Here is an 18,703-nt window from a genome sequence, read left to right as displayed (position 1 = left end):
CCATGACGCAGCAATTCACAATCACACGGCTTGGACATCAGGGCGACGGCATTGCCGATGGCCCCATCTACGCCCGACGCACCCTTCCGGGCGAAATCGTCAGCGGCACCCTTGTTGGCCAGCAATTGACCGATATCCGGGTCGACACACCGTCCGAACATCGTGTCAAAGCTTCTTGCCGCCACTACAAAGCGTGCGGTGGCTGCCAGTTGCAGCATGCATCTGATGCATTTGTGACCGATTGGAAGCTGCAAATCGTCAACAACGCGCTGACGGCGCAAGGTCTCGAAGCGCCACTGCGCCCAATACACACATCGCCCGAACAGTCGCGGCGGCGCGCTACGATTGCCGTAAGGCGCACGAAGAAGGGCACGTTGGCGGGGTTTCACGGTCGTGCATCGGGCACGATCACAGAGATACCCGACTGCCGGTTGCTTGAGCCGGAATTGATCGCGGCTATTCCGGTGGCCGAGGCGCTGGCTGTTCTGGGAGGAAGCCGCAAGGGCGCTTTGGCCGTCACGCTCACACTGTCCGAAGGTGGTCTGGACGTGGCCGTCAAAGGCGGCAAACCTCTGGACGGCCCCTTGGAACTGGCGTTGGCGCAGGCGACTGAGAAGCATGGTCTGGCCCGGCTCAGCTGGGATGGTGAGGTTATTGCCATGCGGCATGCGCCGGTTCAGCGTTTTGGGACAGCCAGCGTCACGCCGCCTCCCGGAGGTTTTTTGCAGGCAACAAAGGACGGCGAACAGGCTCTATTACAGGCTGTTTTCGAAGCAACACAAGGTGCGAAGCGTATCGTTGACCTGTTTTCGGGCAGCGGAACGTTCTCACTGCCATTGGCGGAAAACGCCGAAGTTCACGCGGTTGAAGGCGAAGCTGCCATGATTCAGGCACTCGATCAGGGCTGGCGCCGGACACAGGGGTTGAAACGTGTAACGACCGAGGTCCGCGACCTGTTCCGCCGCCCGCTGATGCCGGACGAGCTGAAATCTTTCGACGCGATAGTGCTGGACCCGCCCCGCGCCGGTGCCGAAGCGCAGGTAGATGAGATTGCACAGTCGCAACGCCTGGTGATTGCCTATGTATCGTGCAGTCCTGTCACCTTTGCGCGCGATGCGAAAACGCTGGTTAACGCGGGTTACACCCTTGAATGGGTACAGGTCGTTGACCAGTTTCGATGGTCTTCACATACGGAACTCGCTGGGCGGTTTGTCCTGAGCGCCGCAACTTGATCAGGCAGGGGAATGCGACTCATGGGGATTAAACAGCAGTTGCTGAACATTATCGAAGCGCCGGTATTCGGTCGCTTCATTACTGCTGTCATAATCTTCAATGCCATTCTTTTGGGGATGGAGACATCGCCAACCCTGATGGAGTTAGCAGGTCCGCTGATCGTCGCGCTGGATAGACTTTGCCTGACGATCTTCGTGGTCGAAATTACCATGAAGTTGATCGCCACCGGGCGCAGGTTCTTTACCAATGGCTGGAACATTTTCGATTTCCTGATCGTAGGCATCGCCCTGGTTCCCAGTGCCGGAGGTTTGTCGGTGCTGCGTGCCCTGCGAATTTTGCGGGTGTTGCGCGTGATTTCCGTCGCGCCTCGCCTGCGTCGCGTGGTCGAGGGGTTCATCTCCGCCCTTCCCGGAATGGCCAGCGTGTTTCTGCTGATGGCAATTCTGTTCTATATCGGGGCGGTTATCTCGACCAAGTTGTTCTCGACATCGTTCCCGGGTTGGTTCGGCGATCTGGGCCTGTCTGCTTATACGCTATTCCAGATCATGACATTGGAAAGCTGGTCGATGGGCATCGTGCGCCCGGTGATGGAGATCTATCCCTATGCCTGGGTCTTCTTTGTTCCATTCATCATGGTCACCACATTTGCCGTGGTGAACCTCTTGGTGGGTCTGATCGTAAATTCGATGCAGGATGCCCACCACGCCGAGGATGAAGTTAAAACCGACGCCTATCGAGATGAGGTTCTGGAACGGCTGGAAAGCATTGAACGTCGACTGGCCGAGCAGTCGAACATCAAAAAGTGATTTCAGTTTTTTCCTTTTTTGGCATAATGATCAAAAAAAAGCAGAGCAGGCAGTGAAACATGGATCGTCGAGTATTCGGATTGGGGGCGTTGGCAACGCTGAGCCTTTCGGCTTGTGCCTCTGGCAGCCCAAGATTTCTGACTTATAACGGACCCGAGGTGACATCGTTGGTGGTCAACAAGAGCACGCGTAAGCTTTACTTGTTGCACCACGAAAGAATCCTCAAGGAATATGATGTCGAATTGGGGTTTGCGCCAAATGGAACAAAGAACCAGCGCGGCGACGGCCGGACGCCCGAGGGCACTTATCTGATCGACCGTCGCAACCCCAGAAGCCGATATCATCTGTCCATAGGCATATCCTATCCCAACTCGCAGGATGTCGCCAAAGCCAAAGCCGCGGGCGTTGATCCGGGTGGAGATATATTCATCCACGGAGAACCCAATCTGCGCTCAGAGCGGAAACGCGCAAAAAAGACGCGGGATTGGACGGCAGGATGCATCGCGGTCAAGAATGACGAAATCGAAGAGATATATTCGATGGTTAACAAAGGCACGCTGATCACCCTGCGTCCTTAGGCTGTTTTCGGCAGCCAGTCACTGAACCCGAAGGTTTCATAGTCGCGCTGGTACGCTGCAACTGCCTGCGCCTCGAGGTTTTCGTCGTAGATCTGGTCCAGAGCGTATGGTTCATCCGGCGCGCAGTGACCTGGTGGAGGCGGATCTGAATGCCCCAGGTTGCGTGCCAGATCCGGCAAAGCCGTCAACAGGTCCTCTTCTCTCAGAATCAGATCCGGCATGGTGAAGGATGCGATTCCCTCCAGTGTTCTGGACTGGCTGCACCACGTACCGTCTACACGGATCGGCGTCTGCCCGTTCAGGTTGAGGCGCAAAAAGCCCAGAAAACCCGAAAATGCTTCACGGTGTTGTTCGACAGAATAATTGGTGTCCCGTACTTGCCCCGGGATTGGCAGTTTGAGCCGGTTACGAAGATAGTTCCGCACCATCTTGTAGCTGCCTGGCCCCGTACTAAGAATGTGTTGACAAAACACCGTATGTGCCCGGGCCAGAGGGTGCCGCAGAACCGTGAATTGCCGATGACCGGGATGGTTCTGCTTCCAGGAACGGATCTGTTTGCGGTTCTGCTCCGTGATCAGCTTGTCCTTCGGGCATCCGTCCAGATCAGCCAGCCACTGCTCAATAACAGGCTCTATTCCACCGCGAATGGGCAAATACATCAATGGAGACCGGGCTGCGGCAACGTAAATCGGCACAGCCGCCCCGCGCTGCGGTTCAAAGCTTGTTGACCGATGCAATCCGAACCGATCCTGGTCGCACAGGGCTTGCTTCATCTCTTCAGGATTGGTGACCTTGGACAAAGCCGGTGCCGGGTTTTGTGGCTTCAGGGAATCATCCAGCCTGGTCAGCCGCGCCTCGACGCCCAACCATGCAGCCAGACCGTTTATGACCTCCAACTCGGTCAGGTCGTCATAGTTAATGAAGAACCCTGTTTGGCCTGTTTTTTGCAAGTGCCGTTGTACCATAAGCCGATGGCCTTGCACCTGGTTCAGATAATCCGAAAACTCGTCGGCGTCGAAGACAACCTGCGCGTCGACGCGACGTTTGACATTCTTCAGCAGCCACTGCTGCGTTTTCCGCGCGATTTTCAGCGACAGATAGCTGTCCAATGGATTGCGGGTCAGAAGGATCTTGGCACAGCACGGGTCGTTCAGAATGGGTTTCAGGATACGTGGGTCATGGTCTTCGAAATATCGAAAGCCATTGATGTCGCCCGGCGCTGATCGGATGGCTTTGAGCATTCGCATCGGATCCGCATCCCGGTCTTCCAGCGACAGGCCGAGCAGGTGGTCGGATTTCAGGCTGCCGACGAAATGCGGGTTGAATGCCTCTCCGTGACAGGTAATCCCATCCATCGCATTCAGGTTGGCTTCGAGCAGGTTCGAACCTGTTCGCATGGCGGCCAAAATCACGAAGTAGTCAAAACTGGCTGACATGGGCAAAATCACTGCACCAGATATGGTTTTCGGTAGGGTTTTGCCTGACGGCCGAATACGTCGTCCGCCGGGAAGTCGCCCATCAGATAAGGGTGCATTCCCTGATTCTTGAGGTTTTGCAGGAACTTCCCGAATCCGGACAGATCGACCATGGTTGGCACTTCGGTCAGGTGGCTGGTCGGTTGCATGCCTATTTCTTCAAGCACTGCCTGCAATGCATCCATCGGAGATTCAATGAAATCTGCCAGCGTCCAACTGCGCATCCGCGCTTTGGTCCAGACCGATGTCAGCACCTCAAGCTGCTTGGTTTCAATTCGTTGCAGGCGCGCCGCCTCACACCGGATTTCCGAGAAGTTCATATTGGATCGGAACAGTGGAATTGCCCACGCGCCAGTGATGACCGAAATCTGAGCGTTTTTGTCCCGCGCCAGAAACCAGTTGATCTCCTGGGTGTCCCGCGGGCTGAACTGGAAACACTGGCGCTCGCCCCGCGTATTCCAGATCAGGTTCGACAAAAAGGCGGTTGGGTTGTAGTCCCGCAGCTCTGCACTGTCGCTGAGAGCCCCATTTGTTATGACTTCCCCTTGCGAAAAACCGACGCGCCCCGGCCCGAAAAGATGCCCGTGGACTCTGGTTCCCGTGGTCGCGGCCAGCCATGGTTCAAAATCCTCGAACAGTTCTGAAAAGCCTTGAAATACGGAATACTGTGACGATGTCAGACCGTTTTCACTGCCATGCCGGGGAAACCGGCTTTGCATGTACAGCCCGTCGCGTCCACGAGTTCGCCGCTCCACAGCTTTGGAGAATACACGGTCGATCTTGCCCGGATTGGGTTCCGCCGGTTTCATTGCTCCGGTCTGATCTGTCAGGAATGCCTGGTACAACCGTTCCGCGCGAGGCCAGATTTTTCGGGCCACAAAACAATCTGATCGGCGCAGCAATTGCAGATGATCGTCATAGAAGATGTGTGGACGGCCCTGATAATCGAATTTGGACAGGGTCAGAGACCGGCTTTCTATATGCGTGGAGTACAACCGCGCCAGCGTCTGAAAATAGCTTTCATCCGGAATCCAGACATGGCGGAAGTACTTGTCATATAGCTTGCGTCTGGGGTCCTGAAGGATTGCGGACAGCGTTTGACGGGTCAGGCACCACCACTGACTGCCCATATGCGGAACCAGGCCGTCGGGGATTTGCCTGCGAAATCCTGCGGCGCGCTGAAGTTTTACATATGCGTCGAATAATTTGCGATGCTTGCGCCACGAAAACGGAAACCGCAGGGTGAACCGTTCATGATCCAGCCCGCCGATGGTCCAGCTGACATCAGACGTGGTCGCGCTTTCGATGAAATCGACGCGCGGCCTGTCTGACAGGTAATCGATCAGTTCCTCGACCGGTCGCAAGGGCAAGCAGGCCCCCGAGGCCAGAAACACATGGCGAACTTCTGGGAATTGCTCCAACATCAACTCGGAGGCGCTTTGCGAGGCGGCAACAATGCCCCAGCCACCCCAGTCGCACCGATGTCGATCTGAAAACACGATCACGGGATTGTTGGAACAGGACGCTACAAATCGGGAATAGACATCGTCTGACACCTTGCGATCCACGTGGATGACCACCGGGCATCCTGCTGCCGTCCAGTGGCGTGCGACCTGTTCGGCACGGTCCAGCGAGGTATGAACCAACATGACAATACCCAGACCGCTCATGCCCAGTTTCCTTTCGACATGAGGCCAAGGATCTCAAGCTGCCGCCAGTTGATATAGGCCTCGGACCACTCGCACCAGAAAACGGGCTTGTCCTCAAGCTGTGTCGCATAGGCCCTGTATTCGCCGGAGCCGCGGTAATGCTGGCCACGCTCCAGTTCTTCGCGGGCTTTGTCGCCAAGAATATTGATCAACTTGGCATGAAGCAGCGACCCGCTGGCCTTCTCGCCGCCCCATTCGTCATAAACCTGATTGAGCCCGCGCGGCAAAAGCGAATGGGTCGAGCTGACATAAACATAGCGCCGGTCCCATTTTACAAGCGGAATCTTGTTCAGCGCCGGTGCCTTGGAGGGGTTGTCCCGAAAGAACACACGCGCCCGTGGACCCCCTTGTATCCAAAGATTTTTGTATTCGGGGTTTTTGGTAATCATATAGTTGCCGGGATCGAACCAACGCGCAATTTCGAACGGGTTCTGACCTTCGGCATAAGGTTCGGCGTCCACCGCCCCCTCAGGGTACATGTCGATCAGCATCGTGCCAAAACTGCGTACGGCACTGCCATCCAGCCAGTCGGTCAAAGCACGGATCGGGCGAGTGTCGCAGAACGGATAGATGAAGAATTCATCCGGATCGACGCTCAGCACCCAATGTCCATGCGCATATCTGTGCAGCAGATAGTTTGACCAGTCCAGACCATAGCTTGCGCGTTTGTAACTGGTTGTCGTCCGCCAGACCGAAACATCGGCCTGTTCTTTCAAAAACTCAAAACTGCCATCATCGCTGTCGTTGTCGACAAACAAAAAATGATTGATGCCCAGTTTGCGATAGTATTCGAGGAAGAAGGGCAGGCGAATTTTCTCGTTCCGAACAACGCTCATCAACAGGATATCATCACGGCGGATTGCTTGTGTGTTGTTGCTGACCGGCCTGAGTTCGCGGCGACGTTTGAGGCAACGCAGAATACGGCGCTTGCGCCGCAACCTCATCTTGTAAGACTCAAACAGGCTCACGTGACTGCCCAACCTTTTTATGACGCGAGCTTTCCCCAAACCCGTCGCGACCGTTAACACGACATGGCGTTGCAGGTTTATGCCACTTTTGCATCTTCAGAGGCAACGACTTTAAAACCCGTAAATTGTAAACGTGCGGTTGATGCCCTTGTTTTCGTTTTCAATCCCAGCCTCCGCCACTCATCAGACCCAACTGTTCCAGCTGGCTCCATCCGGTGAAGCGCACCGATTGCGAGGTCCACATATCCGGCTGGTTGATTATTCCATCGTAGTATGGCCCGAATTGGTCCGGATCATGAAAATGCTGGCGTCGCTGCTTTTCGGTATTGGATTTCTCGATAACGTCCGGCAGGAACTTCGTGTGCAGCAACACGCCCGACGGGGCATCACCGCCCGGCCCATCATAGGTTTCGTTCAGATGGCGCGGCAGGGCGGAATGACAAGAGTTCACATAAGCATAGCGCCGCGACCAGCGCATCAGCGGGATCTTGTTCAGCGTTGGGGATCTTTGCCGTGTCTGCGTAAAGAACATCCGTTCCCGCGCGCCGCCCTGCACCCAAAGATTGCCCATCGGGCTTTGTCGTTGCGTACGATACGGTCCTGAATCGAACCAGCACAGCAGATTTGTGGGGTCGGTGTCCGGGTCATAAGCATTGTCGCCCAAAGGACCCTGGGGATAGAGGTCCAGCATCAGCGCCCCGAACCCGATCTGCCCGCGCCGGTCCAGCCAAGCTGTCAGGTCATGCAGGGACCGGGTGTCACAGTGGGCATAGACCAACAGTTCATCCGCATCCACCATAAGGCACCAGTGGCGGTGGCCATAGCGCATCTGCAACCAGGTTAACCAGTCCAGGCCAAACCGCGATCCACGATAGCTGGTATGGGTTTTCCACACAGAGACATCCGGTTGATCCTGCAGATACTCGGACGATCCATCGTCACTGCCGTTGTCGACGATCAGAAAATGATCGACACCCAAAGCGCGATAGTGACGAAAGAACCACGGCAGGCGGATGATTTCATTGCGTAGGGTGACCAAAGCCAACACGTCACCGCCCTTGATCTCGGCCGTCCGATCCTTCTGGCAGGTCAATTGATGTCGGCTGCGCAGCGACCTCCAGAGCAGCCGCCGGCGTTTCCAGCGCAACCTGTACTGCCGTGCCCATCCGATCCGGGGAAGTGTCAAAGCAGTGCTGGATGTCACCGGGTCCTCATTTCTCGTAGTGGCCGTTCTGGTGCCAGCGCCAAGCATCTGCGACCATCGTCTCTAACGTAGATCTTTTGGGCTTCCATCCCAGTTCGTTTTCAGCCCGCACAGAGCCGGATACCAGCTTGGTGCAATCTCCTGCCCGTCGAGGGCCCACAGTATACGGCACGGAACGGTTGGTGACGGACTTGGATTGCTCGATCACCTCAAGGACGGAAAACCCGGACCCGGTGCCCAGATTGAAGACTCGGCTGTCTTTGCTCTGTTCCAGCCAGCCCAGCCCCAGAATATGTGCATCTACCAGGTCACAAACATGTACATAGTCGCGGATACATGTGCCGTCGGGCGTGTCGTAATCCGTCCCAAAGACGGTAAGACCTTCCCGCTTGCCGTCAATCGCGTCCAACATCAGCGGAATCAGATGGGTTTCGGGTCGGTGAAACTCGCCCACATCCCCTTCAGGATCAGCGCCTGCAACGTTGAAATAGCGGAAGATGACATGGCGCAGCCCATGAGCCGCCTCGAAATCCTTGAGGATATCTTCGATCGCGCGTTTCGATGCTCCGTAGGCGTTCAGGGGATACTGCGCCGTGGATTCATCGAGTACCACATTGTCATGCTCACCATATGTGGCACATGTGGACGAAAACACGAAATCCAGACACCCGGCTGCAACCGCTGCTTCAATAAGCGTCAGCGAGCCTGTGACATTGTTCGACCAATACAGTCCGGGTTGACGCATGGCATCACCAACCTGGCTGAGCGCCGCAAAATGCATCACTGCATCTGGTTTGTGTTTCGCGAAAACCTCATCCAGGCGGTCCCGATCCAAAAGGTCGCCCTGTTCAAAAGGGCCAAACTGTACCGCATCCTGCCAACCCGTGATCAGATTGTCGTAGGTCACAGGAAGATAACCTGCCTGCGCAAGCGCCTTGCAGGCATGTGAGCCGATGTACCCGGCACCACCGGTGACAAGAATTGTCTTCATGGCATATCCATCGAGGTTGGTTGAGGAACAGTTTCGGCAAGGGCACCGTCAGAGTCATGGGGAAAAGACGTCACTCCAGCCCCATGGCTGCCATCATCTCTTCGATTTTGGGCACGTCCTGCGGGTTGTTCAGTTCCCAGAACTGACGGCCCCTTGCCTCGACCTCGACGCACAGAACCTTGCGCCCGTTTTCCATGAACCTGAGCTGTTCCAGGCCTTCCAGCTGTTCCAGAGGGCCGATTGGCCAACCTGGATACGCCGCCAGTGCATCGGGCCGATAGGCGTAAACGCCGACATGGTGAAAAACGGGTGTCGCTGCATCACCGGTGTATGTCTGGGACGTAAAGGGCACGACCTCTTTCGAGAAGTACATCGCACTGCGATCGCGTCCGAATACTGCCGTCGTGCCACCCACACGGTCATGCTTCCGGTCGTTCAGAAGACTGTTCAACGCATTACCATCGCAGCGCAAAACAGGGGTCGCAACACCGGCTTCCGGGGCCGCGCGCAGGCTGGACACCAGATCTTCGACAAACCATTGCGGTGTCAGCGGAGCGTCTCCTTGCAGGTTGACGATGATTTCATACCCGCCGCCCAGGACCTCATGCGCTTCGGCGCATCGTTCGGTGCCGTTTTGACAGCTTTCCGAGGTCATCACGACCTCTGCCCCAAAGCCCTCGGACACTTCGCGAATTCGGTCATCATCCGTCGCAACAACTACGCGATCGACGCCAGAGACCGACTTGGCTGCACGCCAGGACCGTTCGATCAAAGTCATGGAATCGCCCCTCGCGCCGGTCAGAGGAACCAGAGGTTTGCCGGGATAGCGGGTCGAGGCGTAGCGCGCGGGGATGGCAATCAGAACAGACATCAGGCTTCCTTCAGTTCAACACCCGGGGCGTAGGCAATAAAGAACGGATTTGCATAGCCATCCTTGCCATAAACCAACGGAGTATGGTCGTCAAAACGCACAACCCGGCCACCGGCCCCGGCCAGTACTGCATGGCCCGCTGCCGTATCCCATTCCATCGTGCGTCCGACGCGCGGGTAAATATCCGCTTCGCCCGTGGCAACCAGACAGAACTTGAGTGACGAACCCGCGCTTTTGCTGTCCTTCACATGATATTTGTTGATGTAGTCCTCGGTGGCCTGATCCCTGTGGGACTTTGACGCCACAACCAACAGCCCTGAATTGTCCGGTTCAGAGACTGATATGGGCGTCGAAGGACCTGTCACGTTTTTGTCGAAAGCACCTGTTTCCTCGACCGCACGGCCATCAGCCAGCGTGAAGAACATACGACCCCGCGCCGGGGCATAGACGACACCCCGGGTCGGCACTCCGTTTTCGACAAGTGCGATGTTGACGGTAAAATCACCGCGACGGTTGATGAACTCCTTGGTGCCGTCCAGCGGGTCAACAATGAGAAAAGTGTCGCCTTTTTCAGAGTGCGAAGCGGCCTGTTCTTCGGTGACCAGAAGAATATCCGGGAATGCCGCAAGCAACCCTGCCGAAATCAATGCGTCAGCAGCTTCGTCTGCCTCGGTCACAGGGCTGGAGTCGGATTTGACTTTGACATCGAAATCATCCGCCTCGTAGATTTCCATGATCTTGTCGCCTGCCTCCAGAGCCAGTCGCCGGATGACGGGAATAAGCGCGTCGTAGGTCACAAAAAAGCTCCGTTCCTGTGGTTTGTTGATCCAAGCTCGCGATCGACTTATGATGCGGCGGTTACGGAACGGCAAGATATTCATGCCAGTTTAGAGGCGACGAAGCAGAAAAGACCCTTTGAATGTTCTATTTCAAGCGTAACCAAACGCTGCTGGGCAGCGCTTTCACGACGGCTGAGCTGGTGTTCCATGCCACCGTACGAAAGGTGCGCTCGCAACATCCGAATGCGATCGTCGCCATCCTGATCAATGTCCTGCAACTTGTGGTGATGGGAACCACTTTCTACCTGCTCATGTCGCTGATGGGCCGGGGCGGAATTCCAAAGATCAGGGGCGAATTTCTGCTGTATGTTCTGTCCGGCGTGTTCCCCTTCATGCTGCATATCCAGTCAATAGGTGCGATTTCAGGGGTGGGGTCCGCGAACAATCCGATGATGCTCCATTCACCTATGAATGTGATGGTGACGATCCTGTCTGCGGCGCTCGGTATTCTTTACAAGCAATTGCTGGCCATGTTTGTGATCCTGTTCATCTACAGCGTCGCGGTCGCCCCGATCGAGGTGCAGGATCCCGGCGGTGCATTCGCGATGCTGATATTGGCCTGGTTTACCGGATGCGCCGTGGGCTTGGTGTTCATGGCGATGAAACCCTGGTTTCCGACAACCGTGGGAATGCTCACCAGTATCTATCGTCGCCTGAACATGGTGTTTTCGGGAAAGATGTTCGTTGCAAACACACTGGGAGGCGGATTGTTGATGATGTTCGCCTGGAACCCGTTGTTTCATATTATCGACCAGTGTCGGGGCTTCATTTTCCGAAACTATTTTCCGCGAAACACAAGCTGGGAGTACGCATTGTGGGTTGGAATCGCCTTGCTGATGATCGGACTGATGGGTGAGTTTTTTACACGCCAGCATGTTTCACAGAGCTGGAACGCGCGGCGCTAACGTGCGACCCGCAGCGTCAAGTTGATCCGTCCGCCTTTTGGCAACAGCCGGGATGACCCGTATCTGATCCGGTCGACCCCGTGATAGGCCAGCCGTGCCGGGCCGCCCATGATCACCACGTCGCCCGAGCCCAGCCAGATCGACTCGGTTTTGCCGCCACGGGTCGTATTGCCGATCCGGAACAGGGCGTCATCGCCTAAGGAAACCGACAGAACCGGCCAGGAAAAATCTGCTTCGTCCTTGTCCTGATGCAGGCCCATTTTGGCGCCTTCCCCATAGTAGTTGATCAAACAGCAATCCGGTGCGCGCTCGGTGCCGACCAGGTCACGCCAGATATCAAGAATGGCGAGGGGAATTTCAGGCCAGACCCCGCCTTTCGGATGCTCGCCCTGATAGCGATAGCCCGCGTTGTCGGTCACCCATCCCAGATCCCCGGCCGAAGTCATTCGCACCGACATCTCTTTACCCGACGGCGTGACGGGTCGAAACAAGGGCGCAGCTTTCAGAATCGGTCGCAGGGCTGCGATCACCTGTGTCTGAGCGGCGGGATCAAGATAGCCTTTTCTGATTTCGAACTCTCGCAAAATCACCCGCGTCATTCCGGAAACCCCAAACCTTTCCAATTCATTGCCAAAAAAGACATCAAATTCCCGAAAACCTGCGTTCTACGGTGCTTGCAGGCCCCTTGTCTCGCCCTTATATACGCCGGGACGCGCGATGGTAGTGCTGTCGCGCACATCAGATCGGGGGTGGGATGCCATAACGGGTCCGATCCTCGGGACATCGCCTTGAAGAGAAAGGGATTGCAAAAATGGGAAAAGTAATCGGGATTGACCTCGGAACCACAAACTCCTGTGTGGCCATCATGGAAGGCTCGCAGCCAAAGGTCATCGAAAACGCCGAAGGGGCGCGGACCACGCCTTCGATCGTCGCCTTCACCGAAGATGAGCGACTGGTCGGTCAGCCTGCAAAACGTCAGGCGGTCACCAACCCCGACAACACGATCTTTGGCGTCAAGCGTCTGATCGGTCGTCGTGTGGATGATGCAGAAGTCCAGAAGGACAAGAAAATGGTGCCGTACGCCATCGTGGATGGCGGCAACGGTGACGCGTGGGTGGAAGCCCGCGGCGAAAAATACTCCCCAAGCCAGATTTCGGCCTTCACTCTGGGCAAGATGAAGGAAACCGCCGAGAGCTATCTGGGTGAAGAAGTCACGCAAGCGGTCATCACCGTTCCCGCGTATTTCAATGACGCCCAGCGTCAGGCCACCAAAGACGCAGGCAAAATCGCTGGTCTGGAAGTACTGCGGATCATCAACGAACCGACAGCCGCCGCGCTGGCCTATGGCCTGGACAAAGAAGAAACCCAAACCATCGCGGTTTATGACCTTGGTGGTGGTACGTTCGACGTGACCATTCTGGAAATCGACGACGGGCTGTTCGAGGTCAAATCGACCAATGGCGACACCTTCTTGGGTGGTGAAGACTTTGACATGCGCATCGTCAACTACCTGGCGGATGAGTTTAAAAAAGAACACGGTGTCGATCTGTCCAGCGACAAGATGGCCCTGCAGCGTCTGAAAGAAGCCGCTGAAAAAGCCAAGATCGAACTGTCCTCGACCTCGCAGACCGAGATCAACCAGCCGTTCATCTCGATGGGCGCCAACGGTCAGCCGCTGCACATGGTCATGAAACTGACCCGTGCCAAGCTGGAATCGCTGGTCGGCGATCTGATCAAGAAGTCGATGAAACCCTGTCAGGCCGCATTGAAAGACGCCGGTCTGTCGGCGGGCGACATTGATGAGGTTGTTCTGGTCGGCGGTATGACCCGCATGCCGAAGGTGATCGAAGAGGTCACCAAATTCTTCGGTAAAGAACCGCACAAGGGTGTGAACCCGGACGAAGTTGTTGCCATGGGCGCCGCTATTCAGGCCGGCGTTCTGCAAGGCGACGTCAAAGACGTGGTTCTGCTGGACGTAACCCCGCTTTCGCTGGGTATCGAGACGTTGGGTGGCGTGTTCACTCGTCTTATCGACCGTAACACCACGATCCCGACGAAAAAGTCTCAGGTCTTCTCGACCGCCGAGGACAACCAGAACGCTGTGACCATCCGCTGTTTCCAGGGTGAGCGCGAAATGGCTGCGGATAACAAGATCCTGGGTCAGTTCAACCTTGAAGATATCCCGCCCGCACCGCGCGGCATGCCTCAGATCGAGGTGACTTTTGACATCGACGCCAACGGCATTGTCTCGGTTTCGGCCAAGGACAAAGGCACCGGTAAAGAGCAGAAGATCACCATCCAGGCATCGGGTGGTCTGTCAGACGAAGATATCGACAAGATGGTCAAGGACGCCGAAGAGAACGCCGAGGCGGACAAGGAACGCCGCGAGCTGATCGAGGCGAAGAACCAGGCGGAAAGCCTCATCCACTCGACCGAGAAGTCGATGGAAGAGCATGCCGACAAGGTCGACCCGACCACGATCGAAGCCATCGAGCTGGCGATCGCCGCGCTGAAGGACGAGCTGGAAACCGAAAATGCCGACAAGATCAAGTCGGGTATCCAGAACGTCACCGAAGCAGCCATGAAGCTGGGCGAAGCCATCTATAAGGCGCAGGCCGAAGAAGGCGAAGAGGAACCTGCTGCCGCTGACGCCGCACCAGGTGACGATGACATCGTCGACGCCGAGTTCGAAGATCTCGACGACAACAAGCGCGCCTGACCAGTTGCTCGGTTTCCGGCGGACCCATTCAGGGCCCGCCGGAACGGTCTCCACCATGCAGCACGCGTCTCTGAAACCTCCAATTGGCACCTACGCCCTCTCAACTCGGGTGGAAAGATTGCGCCGGTGGTCTGAAGGCATGCCGCGTCAATGGATGTCGTCCGGAATTCGAAGGGTATTGATGGCTTCTCAGCGAGAGCCTTACGATGTTGAGGTGTTCGGCGGGCAGAAATGCCGATTGTACCCTTCAGACAACTGGGCCGAACGTCGAGTCATAACCGGATCGCAATTCTTTGATCTGGATGAGCGTCAATCACTGGCCAAACATATATCGCAGGGCTCTGGTGATTATGTCTTTGTCGACGCTGGTGCGAATGTCGGGCTTTACACCCTGTGGGTCAGATCAGTTGCGCAGAAGTTTGGGCGCAACCTAAGGGCTCTGGCTGTTGAGCCGGATCCGGTCAACAAGGCCCGTCTCGGTACCAATCTGGCTGCCAATCAAGCCAGTGAAGTCACTCATTGCGATAATTCACTGTCTGACAAACCGGGTGAGGTGTGGTTCGAGTCTGCGAATCTCGGTGACAGGGGGCACGCCAAAGTTGCCGAGTCGGGCGATCTGTGCGTTCAGGCGGTTTCGTTGCTGGACGCCATACGCGATGCCGGGCTGACTAGGGTTGATGCGATGAAAATGGATATTGAAGGCCAGGAAATCCGCGTATTGCGCGCTTTTTTTGAAGATGCCCCGCGGGAGATCTGGCCTGAAGTGCTGCTGATAGAAATCAAGCATTCGGACGATGGGCTTGACCAGATCTTGAATAAGGCAGGTTACGTGGCCAGTTTTGCAAACAACACCAACGGCGTGTACAGACTCAATAAAAGCACCGCGTCCGGCGGCACGAAGGAATAACAAATGTCAAAGCGCGACTACTATGAAGTGCTCGGCGTGTCCAAGGGCGCTTCGGCGGACGAGATCAAGAAGGGTTTTCGCAGGAAAGCCAAAGAGCTGCATCCTGACCGCAACAAGGACAACCCGGATGCTGAGGCGCAGTTCAAGGAAGCCAACGAGGCTTATGATGTTCTGCGCGATGCCGAAAAAAAGGCTGCATATGATCGCTTTGGTCATGCTGCTTTTGAAAACGGCATGGGCGGAGGTGGTCGCCCAGGTGGCGGCTTTGGCGGGCAAGGCGATTTCTCCAGCGCATTCTCGGATGTGTTTGACGACCTGTTCGGTGATTTCATGGGTGGTCAACGGGGTGGCGGCGGGCGTCGCGCCGCGCGCGGCTCGGACCTGCGCTTCAACCTGCGTGTGACGCTGGAAGAGGCATTCTCTGGCCTGCAAAAAACCATAAATGTGCCAACGGCTGTGGCGTGTTCATCTTGCGACGGCACCGGGGCCGAAGGTGGCGTTGAGCCCACTTCCTGCCCCACCTGTTCAGGCATGGGGAAAGTACGGGCACAACAGGGCTTCTTTACGGTGGAACGAACCTGCCCGACCTGTTCGGGGCTGGGTCAGATCATCAAGAACCCTTGTAAATCCTGTCAGGGGGCTGGCCGGGTCGAAAAAGACCGTGCTTTGTCGGTGAACATCCCTGCTGGTGTCGAAACCGGAACGCGCATTCGCCTGGCGGGCGAAGGTGAGGCCGGACTGCGTGGTGGTCCTCCGGGCGATCTGTACATTTTCGTGGAAGTATCCGAGCACAAACTGTTCGAACGTGACAGCGTCAATCTCTATTGCCGCGTGCCGGTCAGCATGGCAAAGGCGGCGTTGGGCGGATCGATCGAGGTTCCGACCATCGATGGCGGCCGCGGCCGCGTTCAGATTCCAGCCGGAAGCCAGTCGGGTCGGCAAATGCGCCTGCGCGGAAAAGGCATGCCAGCGCTGCGCGTCGGTGGCGTCGGCGACATGTTCATTGAACTGGCCGTGGAAACCCCGGTCAACCTGACCAGCCGCCAGAAAGAGCTGCTGCGCGAGTTTGATGATCTGGGCGAAGACAACCATCCGGAATCAAAAAGCTTTTTCTCATCCGTCAAATCCTTCTGGGACGGAATGAAAGGCTGAGATCGTGCACTGATGGGGGCTCTTCCCCCGCAGCCTTAGGGCGATTCCCCCGGGATATTGATGGCCAGATGAAGCAAGGGACTCGTTCTTCATCTGGCTAAAAATATCCCGGAGCGCGAGGGGGAGCCTCGCTGGACACTATTATTCTCATAGTGTTTTGGCCTTAGCAGAAAGCTGAAAGTGGCAATACGTCTTGGAAATTGAGTCTTGATTCTGATCCTCGACCCTGAGATTGTCCGCCTCAACCGTTGGGGTGCCCTGTTACAGGGCTGAGAGGCGCAATCGCGTTAACCCATCGAACCTGATCCGGGCAATTCCGGCGTAGGGAACGGTCTCTTGAACACAGACGTTTTCCTTACCCCGTTGCCCAAAGAAGATGGAGCAACGACATGGCGGCAATTGCCCTGACCATAGCAGGATCTGATAGCGGCGGTGGCGCGGGCATTCAGGCCGACCTAAAGGCTATGTCAGCGCTGGGTGTTTTTGGGGCGAGTGTCATCACCGCCGTGACCGCGCAGAACACGCAAGCTGTCACCGCGGTGCATGGGATTCCACTGGACGTAATTGCTGCCCAAATTGAGACGGTTCTGAGTGATCTGGACGTCAAGGCCGTCAAAATCGGCATGCTCGCGACACCTGAGATCATTCATACAGTCGCCAGGGGTTTAGCGGCGTTTGAAGGTCCTGTCGTTCTTGATCCGGTTATGATCGCCAAATCCGGCGATGCCCTGCTGGCGAAAGAGGCGGTCCGGACGCTGCGCGATGTGTTGTTGCCAATGGCGACGGTTCTCACGCCAAATCTGCCTGAGGCGGCGTGTCTGCTGAACACGCAATCGGCGGAAACCCCGGAAGAGATGGCCGAACAGGGCCAAGCGTTGTGCGCCTTGGGTGCGGATGCAGTAGTTATGAAAGGCGGACACGGGTCGGGTGATATCTGCCACGATATGCTGATTGATCCTTCGGGTACCGTGGCCGAGTTTCAGGCCCCGCGTCAGGATACAAAAAACACCCATGGGACAGGGTGTACTTTGTCGTCGTCCATCACTGCCGGTTTGGCCAATGGGCTGGCCCTGAGGGACGCGGTTGCGCAGGCGCATGACTATCTGCAAGGGGCCATCGCGCGCGCGGATGAGTTGAATGTCGGCGCTGGGCACGGCCCGGTGCATCATTTCCACCGGGTTTGGCCCTCGTGACGCTTTGGTCTGTCATAGGAGCAGGGGTTGCCGGTCTTGCCGTTGCCAGCGAACTGGCGTCGCGCGGTGCGAAAGTGCAGATATTCGACCCCGGCGGGCCACCGGGCCCGCATGGCTGTTCGTGGTGGGCCGGGGGAATGCTGGCACCGTGGTGCGAATATGAAAACGCGGAAGAACCGGTGCTGCGCCTGGGGCAGTCTGCGATCGAATGGTGGGCTCAACGCACCAAGGTGACCCAGCGGGGAACGCTTGTTGTCGCGAGCGCCCGTGATGTGCCGGACCTGCACCGCTTCGCGCGTCGAACAAAAGAGTTCACAATGGTCAAACGGGCAAAAATATCCGAATTAGAGCCTGATCTGGCGAGGTTTGGCCAGGGCCTGTTCTTCGAACACGAAGCCCATGTCGATCCGCGCCAGGCGCTGCGCGATCTGCATCGTCAATTGCTAAGCCAGGGCGTGGAGCTCCACCGGAAACTGGCACCTGCCCAGTTGGAAAATGCCATTGACTGCCGTGGTCTTCACGCGCGCGAATACCTGCATGATCTACGCGGCGTGAAGGGCGAGATGTTGGTTATTCGATGCCCTGACGTGGAACTGACACGCCCGGTTCGATTGCTGCACCCGCGGATGCCGCTCTATATCGTTCCGCGCGGCGACGGCGTCTATATGTTGGGTGCGACCATGATCGAATCCGAGGATAGCGGTCGCATCACCGCCCGCTCGATGCTGGAACTGCTCAGCGCAGCCTATGCCGTGAACCCGGCTTTTGGCGAAGCTGAAGTTTTGGAGATAGGCGTCGATCTGCGCCCCGCCTTCCCTGACAACTTGCCGCGTATCCGACGTTTGGGCCGGACGATCTATGCCAACGGGCTCTATCGCCACGGGTATCTGCTGGCACCGGCACTGGCGCGGGGCGTTGCGGATCTGGCGCTGGACAACACACATTCGGAGATGGTCGATGAAGATCGTGCTTAACGGCGAGGCGCGCGAGGTGCACGCCGAAACCCTGTCGGAATTGTTGGAAGAATGCGGTTTCTCGGGTCGTGTGGCGACCGCCGTGAACGAAGATTTCGTGCCCTCAAGCCTGCGCATCGCTCACAAACTGGCTGAAGGCGACCGGGTTGAAGTTGTCGCTCCGATGCAGGGGGGTTGAA

Annotated in this window: 18 protein-coding genes and 1 riboswitch; of the genes, 10 read left to right on the top strand and 8 right to left on the bottom strand. The window is 56.7% G+C overall.

The features are described 5' to 3' along the window. Nucleotides 1-2 precede the first annotated feature (2 nt). The 3 genes from AC2FEB_RS13945 to AC2FEB_RS13935 are packed head-to-tail and all read left to right on the top strand — an operon-like array spanning nucleotide 3 to nucleotide 2,617. Nucleotides 3-1,232, top strand: a complete 1,230-nt coding sequence (locus tag AC2FEB_RS13945; RefSeq protein WP_496673596.1) for a class I SAM-dependent RNA methyltransferase — start codon at nucleotides 3-5, stop codon at nucleotides 1,230-1,232. 21 nt (nucleotides 1,233-1,253) lie between these two features. Then, on the top strand, nucleotides 1,254-2,039 hold the full coding sequence (locus AC2FEB_RS13940; RefSeq protein ID WP_496673593.1) for an ion transporter: 786 nt from the start codon (nucleotides 1,254-1,256) through the stop codon (nucleotides 2,037-2,039). Between the two features lie 59 nt (nucleotides 2,040-2,098). Then, entirely contained in the window at nucleotides 2,099-2,617 is a 519-nt protein-coding gene (locus AC2FEB_RS13935) for a L,D-transpeptidase family protein (protein WP_299639158.1), read from the top strand. Here AC2FEB_RS13935 and AC2FEB_RS13930 read toward each other — a convergent pair. The 7 genes from AC2FEB_RS13930 to cysQ form a co-directional block, all read right to left on the bottom strand. Beyond that, on the bottom strand, nucleotides 2,614-4,053 hold the full coding sequence (locus AC2FEB_RS13930) for a nodulation protein NodH (protein ID WP_496884134.1): 1,440 nt from the start codon (nucleotides 4,051-4,053) through the stop codon (nucleotides 2,614-2,616). The genes AC2FEB_RS13935 and AC2FEB_RS13930 overlap by 4 nt on opposite strands. 8 nt (nucleotides 4,054-4,061) lie before the next feature. Continuing rightward, a complete protein-coding gene (locus AC2FEB_RS13925) occupies nucleotides 4,062-5,762 on the bottom strand; it encodes a DUF5927 domain-containing protein (RefSeq protein ID WP_496884133.1) in 1,701 nt (566 codons plus the stop codon). Then, nucleotides 5,759-6,745: a glycosyltransferase family 2 protein gene (locus AC2FEB_RS13920; RefSeq protein ID WP_299900053.1), complete on the bottom strand. Its 987-nt coding sequence runs from the start codon at nucleotides 6,743-6,745 to the stop codon at nucleotides 5,759-5,761. Before AC2FEB_RS13920 ends, AC2FEB_RS13925 begins: the two co-directional genes overlap by 4 nt. Before the next feature lie 184 nt (nucleotides 6,746-6,929). Then, nucleotides 6,930-7,973, bottom strand: a complete 1,044-nt coding sequence (locus AC2FEB_RS13915; protein WP_254683744.1) for a glycosyltransferase family 2 protein — start codon at nucleotides 7,971-7,973, stop codon at nucleotides 6,930-6,932. 7 nt (nucleotides 7,974-7,980) lie between these two features. Continuing rightward, nucleotides 7,981-8,964, bottom strand: coding sequence for a UDP-glucose 4-epimerase GalE (gene galE, locus AC2FEB_RS13910; RefSeq protein WP_299899844.1), 984 nt, complete (start codon nucleotides 8,962-8,964; stop codon nucleotides 7,981-7,983). 70 nt (nucleotides 8,965-9,034) lie between these two features. Continuing rightward, nucleotides 9,035-9,835, bottom strand: coding sequence for a 3-deoxy-manno-octulosonate cytidylyltransferase family protein (locus AC2FEB_RS13905; protein WP_496673580.1), 801 nt, complete (start codon nucleotides 9,833-9,835; stop codon nucleotides 9,035-9,037). Beyond that, nucleotides 9,835-10,632: a 3'(2'),5'-bisphosphate nucleotidase CysQ gene (gene cysQ / locus AC2FEB_RS13900; RefSeq protein WP_496673577.1), complete on the bottom strand. Its 798-nt coding sequence runs from the start codon at nucleotides 10,630-10,632 to the stop codon at nucleotides 9,835-9,837. Before cysQ ends, AC2FEB_RS13905 begins: the two co-directional genes overlap by 1 nt. 122 nt (nucleotides 10,633-10,754) lie before the next feature. Between cysQ and AC2FEB_RS13895 the strand changes: the two genes are divergently transcribed. Beyond that, the gene (locus AC2FEB_RS13895; protein ID WP_496673574.1) at nucleotides 10,755-11,579 is read left to right on the top strand and encodes an ABC transporter permease; all 825 of its coding nucleotides are present in this window, start codon (nucleotides 10,755-10,757) and stop codon (nucleotides 11,577-11,579) included. Here AC2FEB_RS13895 and AC2FEB_RS13890 read toward each other — a convergent pair. Then, complete coding sequence (locus tag AC2FEB_RS13890; RefSeq protein ID WP_496673571.1) at nucleotides 11,576-12,178, bottom strand: alpha-ketoglutarate-dependent dioxygenase AlkB family protein; 603 nt, start codon at nucleotides 12,176-12,178, stop codon at nucleotides 11,576-11,578. The genes AC2FEB_RS13895 and AC2FEB_RS13890 overlap by 4 nt on opposite strands. Nucleotides 12,179-12,390: 212 nt before the next feature. Between AC2FEB_RS13890 and dnaK the strand changes: the two genes are divergently transcribed. From dnaK to thiS, 6 genes are all read left to right on the top strand, one after another. Next, a complete protein-coding gene (gene dnaK / locus AC2FEB_RS13885) occupies nucleotides 12,391-14,298 on the top strand; it encodes a molecular chaperone DnaK (protein WP_299899852.1) in 1,908 nt (635 codons plus the stop codon). A gap of 181 nt (nucleotides 14,299-14,479) precedes the next feature. Further along, the gene (locus AC2FEB_RS13880; RefSeq protein WP_496673568.1) at nucleotides 14,480-15,205 is read left to right on the top strand and encodes an FkbM family methyltransferase; all 726 of its coding nucleotides are present in this window, start codon (nucleotides 14,480-14,482) and stop codon (nucleotides 15,203-15,205) included. Nucleotides 15,206-15,208: 3 nt separating this feature from the next. Beyond that, on the top strand, nucleotides 15,209-16,357 hold the full coding sequence (gene dnaJ / locus AC2FEB_RS13875) for a molecular chaperone DnaJ (RefSeq protein ID WP_496673566.1): 1,149 nt from the start codon (nucleotides 15,209-15,211) through the stop codon (nucleotides 16,355-16,357). Nucleotides 16,358-16,596: 239 nt separating this feature from the next. Beyond that, nucleotides 16,597-16,702: riboswitch (TPP riboswitch) on the top strand. A gap of 44 nt (nucleotides 16,703-16,746) precedes the next feature. Next, a complete protein-coding gene (gene thiD, locus AC2FEB_RS13870) occupies nucleotides 16,747-17,550 on the top strand; it encodes a bifunctional hydroxymethylpyrimidine kinase/phosphomethylpyrimidine kinase (protein ID WP_496673563.1) in 804 nt (267 codons plus the stop codon). Next, a complete protein-coding gene (locus tag AC2FEB_RS13865; protein ID WP_496673560.1) occupies nucleotides 17,547-18,524 on the top strand; it encodes an FAD-dependent oxidoreductase in 978 nt (325 codons plus the stop codon). Before thiD ends, AC2FEB_RS13865 begins: the two co-directional genes overlap by 4 nt. Further along, nucleotides 18,508-18,702 carry a sulfur carrier protein ThiS gene (thiS, locus tag AC2FEB_RS13860; protein ID WP_117871347.1) on the top strand — a complete coding sequence of 65 codons (195 nt, stop codon included), beginning with the start codon at nucleotides 18,508-18,510 and terminating at the stop codon, nucleotides 18,700-18,702. The genes AC2FEB_RS13865 and thiS overlap by 17 nt, the downstream gene beginning before the upstream one ends. Nucleotide 18,703 lies beyond the last annotated feature (1 nt).

Source organism: Ruegeria sp. YTSC106, assembly GCF_059609765.1.
Note: the sequence above shows the minus strand (reverse complement) of the source record. Positions and strands in the feature narration are given on the sequence as shown.